General features: G+C 68.2%; 15 protein-coding genes. 7 read left to right on the plus strand and 8 right to left on the minus strand.

The genetic code is table 11. The features are described from left to right. Both groEL and groES read right to left on the minus strand, forming a co-directional pair. Positions 1-947: chaperonin GroEL (groEL, locus tag Q8M82_RS08255; RefSeq protein WP_305690885.1), on the minus strand; the 947-nt coding region annotated here is incomplete at its 3' end. A 48-nt stretch (positions 948-995) separates the two neighbouring features. Further along, on the minus strand, positions 996-1,283 hold the full coding sequence (groES, locus tag Q8M82_RS08260; RefSeq protein WP_054143942.1) for a co-chaperone GroES: 288 nt from the start codon (positions 1,281-1,283) through the stop codon (positions 996-998). Positions 1,284-1,530: 247 nt separating this feature from the next. On the opposite strand from groES, the gene Q8M82_RS08265 reads away from it, so the two are divergent. Together Q8M82_RS08265 and Q8M82_RS08270 are read left to right on the plus strand one after the other, a co-directional pair. Further along, positions 1,531-1,998, plus strand: coding sequence for a MarR family winged helix-turn-helix transcriptional regulator (locus Q8M82_RS08265; RefSeq protein WP_305690886.1), 468 nt, complete (start codon positions 1,531-1,533; stop codon positions 1,996-1,998). Positions 1,999-2,060: 62 nt separating this feature from the next. Beyond that, positions 2,061-2,540 carry a PaaI family thioesterase gene (locus Q8M82_RS08270; protein WP_305690887.1) on the plus strand — a complete coding sequence of 160 codons (480 nt, stop codon included), beginning with the start codon at positions 2,061-2,063 and terminating at the stop codon, positions 2,538-2,540. Between the two features lie 6 nt (positions 2,541-2,546). Here Q8M82_RS08270 and Q8M82_RS08275 read toward each other — a convergent pair whose 3' ends face one another. The 3 genes from Q8M82_RS08275 to Q8M82_RS08285 all read right to left on the minus strand — a co-directional run bounded on the left by Q8M82_RS08275 (position 2,547) and on the right by Q8M82_RS08285 (position 4,422). Continuing rightward, entirely contained in the window at positions 2,547-3,389 is an 843-nt protein-coding gene (locus Q8M82_RS08275) for a DMT family transporter (RefSeq protein WP_305690888.1), read from the minus strand. Then, positions 3,386-3,886, minus strand: a complete 501-nt coding sequence (locus Q8M82_RS08280; RefSeq protein WP_305690889.1) for a GNAT family N-acetyltransferase — start codon at positions 3,884-3,886, stop codon at positions 3,386-3,388. Before Q8M82_RS08280 ends, Q8M82_RS08275 begins: the two co-directional genes overlap by 4 nt. 95 nt (positions 3,887-3,981) lie before the next feature. After that, positions 3,982-4,422, minus strand: a complete 441-nt coding sequence (locus Q8M82_RS08285; RefSeq protein WP_305690890.1) for a BLUF domain-containing protein — start codon at positions 4,420-4,422, stop codon at positions 3,982-3,984. A gap of 261 nt (positions 4,423-4,683) precedes the next feature. Here Q8M82_RS08285 and Q8M82_RS08290 point away from each other — a divergent pair, with 261 nt between their 5' ends. Then, positions 4,684-6,111 (plus strand): lipopolysaccharide biosynthesis protein, encoded by a 1,428-nt coding sequence (locus tag Q8M82_RS08290; protein WP_305690891.1) that lies wholly within the window; start codon positions 4,684-4,686, stop codon positions 6,109-6,111. A gap of 181 nt (positions 6,112-6,292) precedes the next feature. Beyond that, positions 6,293-7,087, plus strand: coding sequence for a L,D-transpeptidase (locus Q8M82_RS08295; RefSeq protein ID WP_371126277.1), 795 nt, complete (start codon positions 6,293-6,295; stop codon positions 7,085-7,087). Between the two features lie 76 nt (positions 7,088-7,163). Here Q8M82_RS08295 and Q8M82_RS08300 read toward each other — a convergent pair whose 3' ends face one another. Then, positions 7,164-7,946: a DUF2076 domain-containing protein gene (locus tag Q8M82_RS08300; protein WP_305690892.1), complete on the minus strand. Its 783-nt coding sequence runs from the start codon at positions 7,944-7,946 to the stop codon at positions 7,164-7,166. 120 nt (positions 7,947-8,066) lie between these two features. Continuing rightward, positions 8,067-8,837 carry a L,D-transpeptidase gene (locus Q8M82_RS08305; RefSeq protein ID WP_305690893.1) on the minus strand — a complete coding sequence of 257 codons (771 nt, stop codon included), beginning with the start codon at positions 8,835-8,837 and terminating at the stop codon, positions 8,067-8,069. 519 nt (positions 8,838-9,356) lie between these two features. Between Q8M82_RS08305 and Q8M82_RS08310 the strand changes: the two genes are divergently transcribed. Beyond that, positions 9,357-11,360, plus strand: coding sequence for a methyl-accepting chemotaxis protein (locus Q8M82_RS08310; protein ID WP_305690894.1), 2,004 nt, complete (start codon positions 9,357-9,359; stop codon positions 11,358-11,360). A 24-nt stretch (positions 11,361-11,384) separates the two neighbouring features. Here the strand turns inward: Q8M82_RS08310 and Q8M82_RS08315 are convergent, their stop codons facing one another. After that, the gene (locus tag Q8M82_RS08315; RefSeq protein WP_305690895.1) at positions 11,385-11,795 is read right to left on the minus strand and encodes a globin family protein; all 411 of its coding nucleotides are present in this window, start codon (positions 11,793-11,795) and stop codon (positions 11,385-11,387) included. 241 nt (positions 11,796-12,036) lie between these two features. On the opposite strand from Q8M82_RS08315, the gene Q8M82_RS08320 reads away from it, so the two are divergent. Next, entirely contained in the window at positions 12,037-13,266 is a 1,230-nt protein-coding gene (locus tag Q8M82_RS08320; RefSeq protein ID WP_305690896.1) for a Zn-dependent hydrolase, read from the plus strand. A 119-nt stretch (positions 13,267-13,385) separates the two neighbouring features. Then, positions 13,386-14,798, plus strand: a complete 1,413-nt coding sequence (locus tag Q8M82_RS08325) for an amidase (protein WP_305690897.1) — start codon at positions 13,386-13,388, stop codon at positions 14,796-14,798. Positions 14,799-14,933 lie beyond the last annotated feature (135 nt).

Here is a 14,933-nt window from a genome sequence, read left to right on the forward strand (position 1 = left end):
ATCTCGAGGGTCACGGTCTCGAGCTTGATGCCGAGGTCTTCCGAGAGCATCTGGCCGGCGGTCAGGATCGAGATATCCTCGAGCATGGCCTTCCGGCGATCACCGAAGCCCGGAGCCTTGACGGCCGCGACCTTCAGGCCGCCACGGAGCTTGTTTACGACGAGCGTGGCGAGAGCCTCGCCCTCGACGTCCTCGGCGATGATGAGCAGCGGCTTTCCGGTCTGCACCACGGCCTCGAGGATCGGCAGCATCGCCTGGAGCGAGGACAGCTTCTTCTCGAAGATCAGGATGTAGGGGTCTTCCAGCTCGGCGACCATCTTCTCCGAGTTGGTGATGAAGTAGGGCGAGAGGTAGCCGCGGTCGAACTGCATGCCCTCGACGACGTCGAGTTCGGTCTCGGCGGTCTTGGCCTCCTCGACGGTGATGACACCCTCGTTGCCGACCTTCTGCATGGCGGTCGAGATCATCTTGCCGACCGACTCGTCGCCATTGGCGGAGATCGTGCCGACCTGCGCGACTTCGGCGTTCGAGGTGACCTTCTTCGAGTTCTTCTTGAGGTCGGCGACGATCGCCTCGACGGCGAGATCGATGCCGCGCTTCAGATCCATCGGGTTCATGCCGGCCGCGACCGACTTGGCGCCCTCACGGACGATGGCCTGGGCCAGGACCGTGGCGGTCGTGGTGCCGTCGCCGGCATGGTCGTTCTGACGGGACGCGACTTCGCGAACCATCTGGGCGCCCATGTTCTCGAACTTGTCGGCGAGCTCGATCTCCTTGGCGACGGTGACGCCGTCCTTGGTGATGCGGGGAGCGCCGAAGGACTTCTCGATCACGACGTTGCGGCCCTTGGGACCGAGCGTGACCTTGACCGCATTGGCGAGGATGTCGACGCCGCGCAGCATCTTGTCGCGCGCATCGGTGGAAAAGCGGACTTCTTTGGCAGCCATGAGAGCTACTCCTTGGAATGCAAACGGGAAGGGACGGTCAGGCGGCTATCAGCCGATGACGCCCATGATGTCGGATTCCTTCATGATCAGGAGGTCCTGACCATCGATCTTCACCTCGGTGCCGGACCACTTGCCGAAAAGGACGCGGTCGCCCTTCTTGACGTCCAGGGCCACGAGCTTGCCAGCGTCGTCGCGGGCGCCGGGGCCGACGGAGACGACTTCACCCTCCTGGGGCTTTTCCTTGGCGGTGTCGGGGATGATGATGCCACCCTTGGTCTTCTCTTCGCCATCAAGGCGGCGGACCACGACGCGGTCATGCAGCGGACGGAACTTCATGGTTCTGTCTTCCTCTCGGTACAAATTCGATGCGGGCCTCAGGATCCGCCCGCGCGGGTATCTGTTAGCAGTCCCCGTTGGCGAGTGCTAACCGATGGCCCGGAGATAGGGCTGGCCCCTCCCGGAGTCAAGAAAACAACGACGGGAATGACGTGCTGTCGGACGCGGATGGTGAATGCGGGCAAGTCCGGCCCCGGCCGGGGACTTGGCGGCTGCCAAGCCGGGCGGAAGGCGCTACCATGGCACCATGACCATCCCCGATCCGTCGCCCGCCACGCCCGAGGTCCTCGACGACATCGCGCGATCCTGCGTCGCGCTGCATGTGCGGATGACGGCGCGCGCCGTCACCCGCGCCTATGACGAGGCGATGCGCTCGAGCGGTCTGAAGATCACCCAGTTCGTCCTGCTCTCGGCGCTCAGCACCGGCGCCTGGCGCTCGGTCACCGAACTGGCGGAGCGCTTCGCGTTGGAGCGCACCTCGCTGACCCGCAACCTGCAACTCCTCGCCGCCGAGGGGCTGATCGAGCCGGTCGCCTGCAAGGGCAGGGCCTCGATCTATGGCGTGACGCCGAGGGGCCGCGCCGCGATCGACGCGGCGATCCCCCATTGGCGCGCCGCGCAGGAGCGGATCGAAGGCGGGCTCGGCCGGGACGACTGGAGCCAGATGCGCGACCGGCTCAAGGCGCTGCGGCGCGTGGCGCGCGCCACGACGTGAAGGCCGCTTGACCCTCTCCGGGCGATCCCTCTATCGTGTGGGTACACGATAGAGGCTGGGTCATGGCACGCGACGTCGGAGTGGTATCGCGGGAGACGCTGCTGGCAGGCAGCGGCCTCGATTTCCTGCGCGGCATGATCGCGGGCCGTCATCCCGGCCCGCCCTTTGCCGATGCGATGGACCTCGACCTCGTCGAGGCGGAGGAGGGCAGGGTGGTCTTCACCGGCCGCCCCTCGGCGCGCTTCTTCAACCCGCTCGGCACGGTCCATGGCGGCTGGACGGCGACGATCCTCGATTCCGCCATGGCCTGCGCCACCCATGCGACGCTGAAGCCGGGCGAGGGCTACACCACTTTGGAGATGAAGCTGAACTATGTCCGCCCGGTCATGCCCGAAAGCGGCCTCGTGCGCTGCGAGGGCAAGGTCATCCACCGCGGCGGCACGGTGGCGACCAGCGAGGGCAGGCTCGTCGACGAGCGCGGCAAGCTGCTCGCCCATGGCACCGAGACCTGCGTGATCTTCCCGGCGCGGGCGCCGCGGTGACCCGCCTCAGCGCCGGCTGATCGCGATCGCGCCCGCGACGATCAGCACCGCGCCGGCATAGGTCGTGATCAGCGGCACCTCGTCGAAGAAGGCATAGCCGAGCCCGCTCGCCCAGATCAGCGCGGTGTATTCCAGCGGCGCCAGACGCGAGGCTTCCGCCCGCGCGAAGGCCGAGGTCAGGGTCAGATGGCCGGCGACCCCGAGCGCGCCCGCTGCGAGATAGATCAGGAGATCGGCAGCGCTCAGCGGCACGAAGGCGAACGCGGCGGGCAGCGCCAGCAGCAGGGCCGGCCCGCAGTTCTGGAAGGCGACGATGACCGCCGGGTGCTCTTTCAGCGCGATGCGCCGCAGCAGGATCAGGTTGAAGGCATAGGCTACGGCCGAGAACAGCGCCGCGGCCACGCCGAGCCCGGCGCCGCTGACCTGCCCCTGCAACCGCGGCCAGACCATGACGAGCATGCCCACCACGCCGAAGCCGAGCGCCTGCCAGATCCGCGCATCCATCTTCTCCTTCAGCAGCACCCCGCCGAGAAGCGCCACGAAGACCGGGGCGAGGAAGGCGAGCGTCAGCGCCTCCGCCAGCGGCAGGACCGAGACCGAGTAGAAGAAGCTGCCGGCCGTCAGCACCACGACCGGCACGCGCACGCTGTTGCCGATCACGCTGGCGCGCGTCGGCGCAGGCGGCCGCGCGATGGCCAGCACCACGAGCGCGCAGACGCCGCCCATCGCGAAGCGCATGAACAGCGCCAGGATGAAGGGATCCTCCTGCATCTGCGCCTTGACCACCGCATCCATGACGGTGAGCAGCGCGATGCCCAGCAGGGCGCGCAGGGCGGGGCTCAAGCTCATGGCGCGCCGCGCAGATCGAGCCGGTAGTGAAACTCCCAGGTTTCGGACACGTCGGCGAGGTAGCGCTCGCCGGGCCAGCGCCGGAAGCCGAGTTTCTCGTAGAAGCGATGCCCGCGCGCGAAGCGCGAATCCGACCACAGCATCATCTCTGCAAAGCCGCCTTCTTCTGCGAAGCGCAGCGCCTCGGCAAAGAGGGCCTGCGCCAGGCCCGAACCGCGGAAGGCGGGAGAAGCGTAGACCTTGGTGATCTCGACCGCGTTCTGTTCTGGCACCGGCGTGGCGCCGAGCGAGGCGGCAATGCCGCCCCCCGGCGCGTCGGCGAGCCAGAGCCGGCCGCCCTTGGCGGCGAAATGGCTGGCCGGGCGGCGCAACTCGGGAAACTCCGCCCATTCGAAGTAACAGTTCGGGTATTCGGCGAAGCTTGCCGCGATCAGCGCTGCGAGCGGCGCGGAGTCGTCGTCACGGGCCGGGCGAAGGCGAAGCGGCTGGGCTGTCATGGTGCCTCCGCCATAGCGGGCTCCGCGACCCGGCGATAGCAGCGTCGCCGCCGCCGGGCATTCGGGCCGCGCATGGGAGGCCCGTAGGAGCCTCTTCAGCCCTGTGGCGACGCCTGGGCGCTGAGGTCCCGCGCCAGGGAGACGACCGTCTCGAAGGAAACCTTCGACCGGTCGATCCGGTCGAGGATGCCGTGAGCGGCGAAGATCGGCTGCTGTTGCGGGGTGCGATGGCAGCCCCCCATCGTCCAGGCCTGGAAGGCGCGCGTCTCGATAGGTCGGATGCCGATCACGGTGACATCCCGGTGCCGGTCGTCCTGTTCGATGCGGGCCATCGTCGCCTCGAGCGTCTCACGGGGCCCCTCCAGAACCTGCACGAAGCTGTCGCGATCGAAGATCAGGAAGCCTGTGACGCCGGCGGCGAGATTGTTGCGGCGCGACACCGACAGGATCGCGCGCAGCGCCTGCAATTCGCTGTGGACGCGGCCCGCACGATAAGCCGAGGTGTAGACCAGTTGGTGGAGGGGCGTCGCATTCATCGATCCGTCTCTGCGCAGGGCCATGGCTGTCCCAACGCGGTTCGTCACGTCAGGTTCGCGTGAGAACATCCCAAAACCGACGATGCTGATCGCGGGCCCCGCCGTGAGCGAGAACCCGGCTACGACCGAACCCCTCCGCTGCTTGGAAAATCCTGGCGCGCCCGCTACGCCAGACTCTTCTGCAGGGCTCGGCGTGGCTGAGTCGGCCCCGCCGACACGGCTGGACCACACCGGGGCCTCGGGACGCATGATCGAGACGCGATGACGGTCCTTCTGCCTTTCGTCGTCAATGCCGCGTTGAACTTCGTTCTCGGGCTTCTGATCGCCTTTTTCCTCGGGCCGGCGGAATTCGGCCGCTATGCGATCGGCGCCGCCATCATCGTCCTGGTGAACACGGCGATGATGGACTGGATCAGGCTCTCGGCCGTGCGCTTCTATTCGCTGCGCAGTCGCGAGACCGAGCCGGAAATCCGCGCGACGCTGGACCTGCTCGTCGCCGGCGTCAGCATCACCCTCTGCGCGCTGCTCGTCGTCGCCGTGGTCGCCGGGTTCGACCTGCGCATGCCGGCGATGATGCTGTCGGCGGCCGTGCTGGCCGGCATCGGGGCCGGTCTCTTCGATTACCACGGTGCCATCGCCCGGGCGCGTTTCCTCGATGCCGCCTATGCCCGTCTGGTGGTCGTCAAGAACCTGCTCGCCCTCGTCTTGATGGTGGGCGGCGCCTGGCTGACCAAGGACCCCACCGTGGTGCTTTTCGGCGGGCTGATCAGCGCGGCCGTGGCGCTGGTGTCGGTCCGGCGCCGGCTCGCCGATGCGCCGCTCTCCCTGGCGGCGGGCCGGGCGGACCTCGCCTGGACCTTTGCGCGCTACGCCTTCCCGGTCGTGGCGGGCAACGCGATCTATTCGCTGATCCCGCTGCTGAACCGCTCGCTGATGGCGGGCGCGCATGGCTTCGCGGAGGCCGGCTATTTCTCGCTCGCCTCGGATATGGGCTTGCGTCTTTTCGGAACGCTGGGCGCGACGCTGGAGATCGTGCTGCTGCGCGAGGTGATCCGGCTCGACGAAACCCGCGGCCGGCGCGCCGCACAGAAGCGGATCGCCGCCAATCTGGTGATCGTCCTGGCCGTGGCACTGCCGGCGGCCGTCGGCTTCGCCCTGGCGCTGCCCGCCTTCGACCGGCTGCTGGTGCCGCCGAGCTTCCAGGGCCGCTTCTCCGCCTATATGGCGCCGCTGCTGCCCGGCTTCGTCGCGCTCACCATCTTCCAGGCCGGTCTCTACCCGGTCTTCCTGCTCGAAAAGCGCACGCTGGTGACCACGTTGGCCGCGCTGGTCGCGCTCCTCGTCAATGTCGCCGTGCTCGCCGCCTTCGGGGCGGGGCAGCCCTCAGCCTATGCGCTGGCGCAGATGGCGGCGTTCCTCATCGTGCTCGCGATCACGGCGGTGGCGGCGTTGCGGATCCTGCCGATGATGCCGCCGCTGAGGGATTGCGGCGCGATCGTCCTGGCGGTCGTCGCGATGACGCTGGCGATCTGGCCGCTGCAGGGACGCCTGCCCGCCGCCGCCGAACTCGCCCTTCAGGTCGGCATCGGCGCGCTTGTCTATGGCGCCGTGATCCTCGCCTGCGACGTGGCGCGATCACGGACCCTGCTGCGGCTGTGGTGGGCATCCCGCCGCGCAGGCAGGCCCTGACCGCGAGATCACCCGGCCGACGGAAACCTTTCCTTCACCCTGTCTCTTCGGGCGATGATAAGGTTAACCCGTTGAATTCGCGGTATCGCCGCAGCAAAGCTTTGGGAAACCATAAGGATTCACCATTCCTTTGAAACGGGCGCCTCAGGCTTCGCAGAGTCGATGCCGAGGTGTTTGTGTCATGCGTCCCGTTTTGTCCGTCTCGTTGCTCGTGCTCGCAGGCGCGCTGGCCGGCCCAGTGCCATCCTTGGCCCAGGGCTATCCCGATCCGATGACGACCGCCTCGTCGCCGCGAGGCCAGTATGGCGGTGGTTTCATCGAACTGCTGATGATCGGACGGGACCCGAGCCCGCGAGGCGGCGTGGTCTACAACCGGCCCGGCGGCTCGGCCTATGGCCATAGTGCGCGTCCGGCCGCCGGCTACGAGGCCGATCCCTTCCGCCAATCAGCCGCCCCCTCGACCGCCAACGGCCGCCGGGTCGCGGCGCTCGGCCAGCCGCTCGAGATGGAGCGGCCGATCGAGCGCGTCATCGACCCCCGCTTCCGCAAGCAGGAGGTCGCCTATGACGGGCCGCAAAGGCCCGGCACGATCATCATCGACACGCCGCAGCGCTTTTTGTTTCTGGTCCAGCCGAACGGGCGCGCGCTGCGCTACGGCATCGGTGTCGGCCGGCCGGGCTTCTCCTGGGCCGGCATGAAGACCGTCAGCCGCAAGGCCGAGTGGCCGAACTGGACGCCGCCGCCGGAAATGCTGAAGCGCCGGCCCGATCTGCCGCGCTTCATGCCGGGCGGGCCCGAGAACCCGATGGGCGCCCGCGCGCTCTATCTCGGATCCTCGCTCTATCGCATCCACGGCACGAACGAGCCGCACACGATCGGGCAGGCGGTCTCCTCAGGCTGCATCCGCATGACGAATGACGACGTCCAGGATCTCTACGAACGCGTCCGCGTCGGCGCCAAGGTGCTGGTGATCTGAGCGCCACCCCGTCACAGAAAAACCCACCCGGTGCGGGCCGGGTGGGTTTCTGTCTGCTCGAGATGGCTGTGCCGCGTCAGGCCCAGCTGTCGTCGTCGCCGCCGTCGAAGAGGCTGGAGCCGTCGTCGTAGCCGGCATCCTGCGTGTCGCCATGGGCGGCCTGCTGGTAATTCGCCTCGTTCGACGATCCGTCGTCATAAGCAGCCGGTTGCGCTTCCGCGCCGTTGCCCTGCGCCTCGCCGGCCGTCTCGGCCGGTTTCGTCTCCGCGGCCTTCGCAGCGCCGCCGCCGAAGGCGTTGCTGAGCACGCTGCCGAGCATCATGCCGCCCGCGACACCGGCCGCCGTCGTCAGCGCCGTGGCCATGAAGCCGCCGCGGCCCGGAGCCTGCGCCCCCGCATTGCCCCAGGGACCCGGCTGCTGCTGGCCCGGCCCCGGCGGCGTGCCCGGCCCCGGCTGAGCACCCGCCGCGGCCATCATGCCCGGGCGCTGGCCCGACCACGCCGAGCCTGCGCCCTCGGGCGCCCGCTGCGGAAATGAAGGCACGGAGCGAGGCCGTGGCGCCGCAGCGCCGCCGCCGAAGATGCCCGACAGGAAGCCCCCGTTTTGCGCCGGGGCCTCGGCCTGCTGGCGGCTCTCGAAATCCCGCAACTGGGCCTGCAGGTCTTCCACCTGAGCCTGCAGGTTGGTCAGGGCGGTCTCCTGCACATAGACCGCTTGAGCCATCGCATAAGGAGCGTAGGGCTGCTCGCGCAGCCGCTCGGCGATGAAGTTTTCAGCCTCGGGGTCGCGGGGCTGGTTGGCCGCCTGTTTCAGGCGGTCGAAAATCCCGGCGATCACGTCGCGTTCCTGCGGCGTCATCGTCATCTCCTCTCATGTCGGGCGGCGCGGATTGCGCCGCCTGTCGAGAGGTGGGGCCTGCCTGTGACGGTATCAAGGCATGGCCCGGTGGCTCGCAATCGCAAGCCGGTCACGTCGCCGTCAGATGCTGGTACCTTCCGAGGTGAACTCGTCGAAGCTCTCGCCCGGCTGTGGCGTCAGCAGCTGCCCGCGATTGAGGACGAGCACCGTCGTTCCCGTCGGAACCCGGCTGTGCAGGTCGATGATGTCCTGGTTGAACAGGCGGATGCAGCCGCTGGATACCGACTGGCCGATCGACCACGGCTCGGTCGTGCCGTGGATGCGGTAGAGCGTGTCGCGGTTCCCCTGATAGAGATAGAGCGCGCGCGCACCCAGCGGATTGTCGAGGCCGGGCTCCATGCCGCCGGCCCAGGGGCCGTTCTTCTCGGGGTCGCGGGCGATCATCGCGGCGGTCGGCGTCCAGCGCGGCCAGGCAGCCTTGCGGGCGATCGTCGCGCGGCCGCGCCAGGACATGCCCTGCTTGCCGACGCCGATGCCGTAGCGGATGGCGCGCCCATTCTCGCGAACGAGATAGAGATACTTGTTATCGGTATCGACGATGATCGTGCCGGGCTGCTCGCGCGTGGGATAGGCCACCTCGCGGCGCAGGTAGCGCGGATCGACCTCCGAGATGTCGGTCGCAGGCAGCGGGAACTGCTCGTCGGGACGCTCGCCATACATGGCGAGATACTCGGCGCTGACGCCGTAGCCCCTGGCTTGGATCACCTCATACGGCTGCTGTGGGCCGGATACGCAGCCCGCCAGTGCGAACGGCATCATCAGCAGCGTCGCTCGCCGCGACGGGCGGGCGAGGGAAGAGGGCAGCGAGGCGATGGGGGGCACGACGGACATGAAGTTTGGCTCTGCTTTATTGATCTTGCGGACGCGGCTGAACAACGGCGGAAAGGCATCGGCGTTCCACGCATGACGCCGATGATGACCTTCAAGTCACATCGCATGGCTGTGGGGTGAACGCGACATGGCGAAACTGTGGCAGGTGGCCACTGTGGCGCCCATGCAACAGGGCTCTCCCCGCCCTCCGCCGGGCGAAGAGCGGCCTCGAGAGCGATTGTCCTCGAAATGGTTTCAGATGGAACTTCAGGGGTGTCTTCAGTCTAAAAATCGGCATTTTAAGCAATTCTTCACAAGATTGATTAAGTCTAAAATCAACGTCGGCGGAAGACATAACGGCACCTCCGTGTCGTTCCTATCGCCGACCGGGAAACACGCCTGGCCTACCGCCTCTATTGAATTGATTGGTGCGCCTCCGCTCGCACTGCTGGCTGAGCCGGCGCCGTCTGATCGCGGCCGTATCCTGCCTGGAGCAGGACGGGCCGTGGGGTCGACGCCGCTTCCAACCCGGGTTCATTGATGAAAAAGCTTCTCACTCTCCGCCTGCCGATCGCCACCCGCCTCGCTGTCGTCGGGGTCCTGTTCGTCGGCATCGCCGTCGCCGCTTCCGTTATGGTGTCGCTGCAGGCGGCGGAGAAGGCCATGCGCGAACGGGCCCAGGCCAGTCTCGTCGTCAACGTCAACCTGCTGCGCGACATCGTGACGACCAAGGGCGAGCCGCGCCTCGATGGCGACAAGCTCTATTTCGGCGACGAGTTGATGAACGGCAATTTCGCCGCCGTCGACAAGGTCAAGGCCCTCGCGGGCAGCGTGGCGACGATCTTCATGGGCGACGTCCGCATCGCCACCAACGTGCAGCGGCCCGATGGCGGCCGTGCGGTCGGCACCAAGCTGGCAGCGGGCACGGCCTACGACACCGTGCTCAAGCAGCGGCAGACCTATTCCGGTGCGGCCGACATTCTCGGGCAGCCCTATTTCACGATCTACGAGCCGATCATCCAGAAATCCGACAATCGCGTCATCGGCATCCTGTTCGTCGGCATCAAGCAGGCGGACTTCACCAGCGTCATCAGCGAGATGGTGACGTCCAACGTGATCGCGGGGCTGCTGATCGCGCTCGCCGCCGGTGTCGCCCTGTTCCTGCTCGTGCGCCGGATGCTCAGGCCGCTCGGCAGCCTCAAGACCGCGATGGAGCGCCTGGCTGCCGGCGATCTCGTGACCGCCGTGCCGACCTTCCGCGCCGGCGAATTCGCCGAGATGGCCGGGGCCGTCGGCGTGCTGCGTGCCGCTGCCATCGAGAAGGAGCGCCTCGAGGTCGAGGCGGCCTCCCAGGCCAACCTGATGGACGAGAACCGTCGATCCTCCGAAGCGGAGCGCCAGGCCGCGGCGCAGCAGCGCCTGCAGCAGGCCCGCGAACTCGAGAAGGTGGTCGACGCCCTCGCGGCGGGGCTCGCCGAACTGTCCGAGGGCAACCTGACCCATCGCATCGACGCGGACATCCCAGCCGATTATGCCAAGCTGCGCGACGACTTCAACGCGACGGTGGACCGCCTCTCCTCGACCGTCCGGACGATCCAGACGACCTCGGCCGATGTCGGGCTCGCTGCGCGCGAGATCAACACGGGCGCCAACGACCTGTCGAAGCGCACCGAGGAGCAGGCTTCGAGCCTGGAGGAGACTGCGGCGACGACCGAAGAACTCGCGGCTTCCGTCAAGGCCTCCGCCCAGGCGTCGCGGAATGCCGCGGCGATTTCGGACGAGGCGATGAGGGCGGCGCAGGCCGGCGGCGCCATCGCCGGCAAGGCGGTCGACGCGATGGCCCGCATCGAGGACGCCTCGACCAAGATCTCCGACATCATCCGGGTGATCGACGACATCGCCTTCCAGACCAATCTGCTGGCTCTCAACGCAGCGGTCGAGGCGGCCCGCGCCGGTGATGCCGGCAAGGGCTTCGCGGTCGTGGCCTCCGAGGTGCGCACGCTCGCCCAGCGCTCCGGCGAGGCGGCCAAGGACATCTCGGCGCTGATCTCGTCCTCCAACACCGAGGTCGGCGAGGGCGTCAAGCTCGTGCGCCAGGCTGGCGAGCAGCTCAGCCAGATCCTGGCGGCTTCGGAGAAGGTCGCGGCGACGATCGCGGAGATCTCCGCAGCCTCCGGCGAACAGGCCAACGGCATCGACGAGATGAGTCAGGCGGTCGCGCATCTCGACGAGATGACCCAGCAGAACGCGGCGCTGTCCGAACAGAGCGCAGCCTCCGCCGGTTCGCTTTCCGAGAAGATCGCCCAGCTCAACGACCTCGTGGCGACGTTCCGTACCGGTCACGAACGCCCGGCGACCTCGCTCGTCGACAGGTCGGCTTCCGAACCGGCGCGCTTGCGTCAGCTCGCTGAAGCCGCCTTCGCTCAGTCGAGAGCTCCGTCGGCGCGCGCTCCCGCGCCGCGCGAGCCGGCCCCGATGCCGGCGGCTCCCGCACGGAAGGTCGCCAACAGCCGTGGCGGCGACGCCGGCTGGGAAGAGTTCTGATCGAACCCGGCGGCGGGCCGTGCCTCAGGCGTTACGGCCCGCTGCGATCATCGTGCCGGCGATGTCGCGGTAAAGCGCCGTCCAGGCGCGCTCGATCTCGGGCATGAAGGCGGGGCCGAGCGATGTCCGCAGCGTCCAGATCAGGGCGGAGCCGACACTGTCGTAATGCCGCTCCTCGACGCCATAGCCACGGTGTTCGCGGCCGAGCTTGTTCAGCAATGCGGTGAGCCCGCCGGGGTCGCGCAGCGTCGCGATGGCGACCGTCAGCATCTCCATCAGCTTGACGCCCTGCGCGGCGATGTCGCCTTTGAACAGCGGGCGAATTTCGGGATCGATCTCGAACAGACGTGCGTAGAACAAGGCGGCCGTCTCGCCCTTGCGCCGATGCAGATGCGCAAAGCTCTCTCTGACCCGTTCGATATCCGCGTCGGTCATCGTGCCCTCGGCTGTTCGAGCTTTGTCGCCGCCAGGCATGGCAACGGCTGTCTACCGATTGTCATTCTTCGAATTCTAACATGAGCTGTTGTGCGCGTTGAACTTCGAAAGCGTGCAGGCGTCTTCGCCACGGCAATCGACAGGCGCATGGCGGCTTGATTATGGAGGATGTCGACGGCGCCGGCGGACTGCATGCCGTCTGCACGCAGGCGCGTGACGCGCTTTGCCATGGAGATGACGGATGAGCAGCAATCTGAGGGTCGATGGCGCGCGGTTGCTCTCCCGGCTGATGGCCTTGGCGGCCATCGGCGCGACGCCTGAAGGCGGCTGCCGCCGCCTCGCTTTGACCGATGAGGACCGGCAGGGCCGTGACTGGCTGGTCACGGAAATGACGGCGCTGGGTCTCGAGGTGAAGATCGACGCCATCGGCAACGTCGTCGGCATCCTCAAGGGGCGCGAGCCGGGCCCGGCCGTCATCCTGGGCTCGCATATCGACACCGTCGGCACGGGCGGGCGCTATGACGGCGCGCTCGGGGTCGTCGCCGGCGTCGAGGTGCTGGCGACGTTGCGCGATGCCGGTTTGGTGCCGAAACGCGACCTCGCGGTGATCGCCTTCACCAATGAGGAGGGCGCCCGCTTCCACCCCGACATGCTGGGCTCCTATGTCTGGGCCGGAGGCATGAGCGTCGAGGCCGCCCATGCCGAGCAGGACGCCGACGGTGCCGTGCTCGGCACCGAACTCCGGCGCATCGGCTATGCGGGGCGAGAACGGCCGGGCTTCCTGCCGGCCCACGCCTATCTCGAACTTCACATCGAGCAGGGCCCGGTGCTGGAGAACGAGGGCGGCGGGCTCGGCGCGGTCACCGGCATCCAGGCGATCTGCTGGCTCGAGTTGACGCTGAAGGGCCGCCCCAGCCATGCCGGCACCACGCCCATGGCCTATCGCAAGGATCCGGGCCTCGCAGCCGCCCGCATCAACGTCTACGCCAACGACTTGACCCGCGCGATTCCCGGCCAGCTCGCCAACAGCGGCGTCATCCGGGTCCAGCCCGCCAACGTCAACGTCGTGCCCGAGACCGTCCTGATGACGCTCGACCTGCGCAATCCCGACGACGCAGCGCTGGCGCGGGCGGAAGCCGCCGTGCGGGGCTATTGTGCGGAGATCGCGGCGCGCCACGGCATCGAGATCAGCTTCCGCGACCTGGCGCGCTTCCCGGCCACGCCCTTCACCGAGACGCTGATCGCGACGGTGGAGCAGAGTGCCGCCGATCTCGGCCTGCCGATCCGTCGCATCATCTCCGGCGCCGGCCACGACGCGCAGATGATGTCGCGCCTCTGCCCGACGGCGATGGTCTTCATCCCCTCGATCGGGGGGCTCTCGCACAATCCGGCCGAGTTCAGCACGCCCGAGGACATCGCTTCTGGAGCGAATGTCCTGCTCAATGCGGCTTGGCGGGTCGCCAACGCCTGATAGCGCTCCGTCAGGTCGCGGGCGACAGTGGACGAGGAGCGCGCGACGGCTCGCGGCTTGCTTGACCGGGCCCGCCGTGAGCACAGGACAATCCGGCAAGACGCAGACAGGATAAGCCCATGACGACGATCGCCTCGCTCTCCGCCGCCGAACTCGGCCCCCTCTTCGCGGCCCGCAGCCTGTCCCCGGTCGAGGTCGCCAGGGACGCCCTGGAGCGCATCGAGCGCTTCGAGCCGCAGATCAACGCCTTCGTCGTTCGCGACGCCGCAGCGACGATCGCCATGGCGGAAGCCTCCCAGGCGCGCTGGCTGAAGGGCGAGCCGCTCGGTCCGCTGGACGGGGTGCCCGTCACCATCAAGGACAATATCGGCGTGGCCGGCTGGCCGATGCGGCGCGGCTCTGCCGTCGCATCCGATGCGGCCTTTGCCGAGGATGCCCCCGCGACGGCGCGCCTGCGCGAGGCCGGCACCGTCTTCCTCGGCAAGACGACCATGCCCGAATATGGCTGGAAAGGCGTCGGCGACTCACCCCTCTCCGGCATCACCCGCAACCCCTGGGACATCGCCACCGGCCCTGGCGGCTCCTCGGCGGGGGCGGCCTCCTGTGCGGCCCTCAATCTCGGCTGCATCCATCTGGGCACGGACGGGGCCGGTTCGGTGCGCATCCCTGCCGCCTTCACCGGGGTCGTCGGGTTGAAGCCCACCTACGGCCGAGTCCCGGCCTGGCCGGTCTCGACGATGGGCTTCCTCGCCCATCTCGGCCCACTGACCCGCACCGTGACCGACTGCGCGCTCGCCATGAACGCGATCAGCCGCCCCGACATCCGCGACATGACGGCGATGATCGATCGCGCGCCGGACTATGTCGACGGGCTCAAGGGTGGGGTGAAGGGTCTGCGCCTCGCCTGGTCGCCGACGCTCGGTCGCGACGTGCCGGTCGATCCGGAAATCGCCGCGCTGACCCGGGCCGCGGCCCTTGCCTTCCGGGATCTCGGCGCGACCGTCGAGGAAGTCGATCCCGGTTTCGACGACCCGATCGAGACGCTGATGACGATCTGGTCGGCCGGTGCGGCGCTGGCGCTCCGCTCGGCCGGGCCGGCCGAGCGGGCCCGCATGGACCCCGGTCTCGTCGCCGTCGCCGAACAGGGCGAAAAGGTCGCAGGGGCGGCTTATGTCGATGCGCTGCTGAACCAGCGCAACGCGCTTGCGCACAGGATGGCGCAATTTCATGCACGCTTCGACCTGCTGCTGACGCCGACGCTGCCGCTCCCGGCCTTCGAAACCGGCCGCAACACCCCCGGCCGCGGCGCCTATGGCGAGGACTGGACGCGCTGGACGCCCTTTACCTACCCCTTCAACATCACCCAGGCCCCGGCGATCTCGCTGCCCTGCGGGCTGACCGCCGCCGGGCTGCCGGTGGGTTTGCAACTCGTCGGCGCCTTCGGGCGTGACGCGCTGGTGCTGCGTGCGGCGGCCGCCTTCGAGTCGGCGCGTCCCTTCGCGCGGATCGACGCACCGGTCGGCTCGAACTGACGAGCATCGCAATCCGCCTGCGAATGAGGCAGCCGGCGACGGCTCCGCTCCAACGCCGGCTGTGCAGGACGCCGAAATCGATTTTCGCCCCCGAAACCGCATCCAGGCGCACCGATCGCGCGGAATTCGCAACCG

The organism is Allobosea sp., from assembly GCF_030694325.1.
Taxonomy (GTDB): domain Bacteria; phylum Pseudomonadota; class Alphaproteobacteria; order Rhizobiales; family Beijerinckiaceae; genus Allobosea.

Excerpts from the sequence above, each read along its gene's own strand:
- groES (WP_054143942.1), bottom strand. The coding sequence starts at position 1,283 with ATGAAGTTCCGTCCGCTGCATGACCGCGTCGTGGTCCGCCGCCTTGAT.
- Q8M82_RS08265 (WP_305690886.1), top strand. The coding sequence starts at position 1,531 with ATGACCATCCCCGATCCGTCGCCCGCCACGCCCGAGGTCCTCGACGAC.
- Q8M82_RS08270 (WP_305690887.1), top strand. The coding sequence starts at position 2,061 with ATGGCACGCGACGTCGGAGTGGTATCGCGGGAGACGCTGCTGGCAGGC.
- Q8M82_RS08275 (WP_305690888.1), bottom strand. The coding sequence starts at position 3,389 with ATGAGCTTGAGCCCCGCCCTGCGCGCCCTGCTGGGCATCGCGCTGCTC.
- Q8M82_RS08280 (WP_305690889.1), bottom strand. The coding sequence starts at position 3,886 with ATGACAGCCCAGCCGCTTCGCCTTCGCCCGGCCCGTGACGACGACTCC.
- Q8M82_RS08285 (WP_305690890.1), bottom strand. The coding sequence starts at position 4,422 with ATGAATGCGACGCCCCTCCACCAACTGGTCTACACCTCGGCTTATCGT.
- Q8M82_RS08290 (WP_305690891.1), top strand. The coding sequence starts at position 4,684 with ATGACGGTCCTTCTGCCTTTCGTCGTCAATGCCGCGTTGAACTTCGTT.
- Q8M82_RS08295 (WP_371126277.1), top strand. The coding sequence starts at position 6,293 with ATGCGTCCCGTTTTGTCCGTCTCGTTGCTCGTGCTCGCAGGCGCGCTG.
- Q8M82_RS08300 (WP_305690892.1), bottom strand. The coding sequence starts at position 7,946 with ATGACGCCGCAGGAACGCGACGTGATCGCCGGGATTTTCGACCGCCTG.
- Q8M82_RS08305 (WP_305690893.1), bottom strand. The coding sequence starts at position 8,837 with ATGTCCGTCGTGCCCCCCATCGCCTCGCTGCCCTCTTCCCTCGCCCGC.
- Q8M82_RS08310 (WP_305690894.1), top strand. The coding sequence starts at position 9,357 with ATGAAAAAGCTTCTCACTCTCCGCCTGCCGATCGCCACCCGCCTCGCT.
- Q8M82_RS08315 (WP_305690895.1), bottom strand. The coding sequence starts at position 11,795 with ATGACCGACGCGGATATCGAACGGGTCAGAGAGAGCTTTGCGCATCTG.
- Q8M82_RS08320 (WP_305690896.1), top strand. The coding sequence starts at position 12,037 with ATGAGCAGCAATCTGAGGGTCGATGGCGCGCGGTTGCTCTCCCGGCTG.
- Q8M82_RS08325 (WP_305690897.1), top strand. The coding sequence starts at position 13,386 with ATGACGACGATCGCCTCGCTCTCCGCCGCCGAACTCGGCCCCCTCTTC.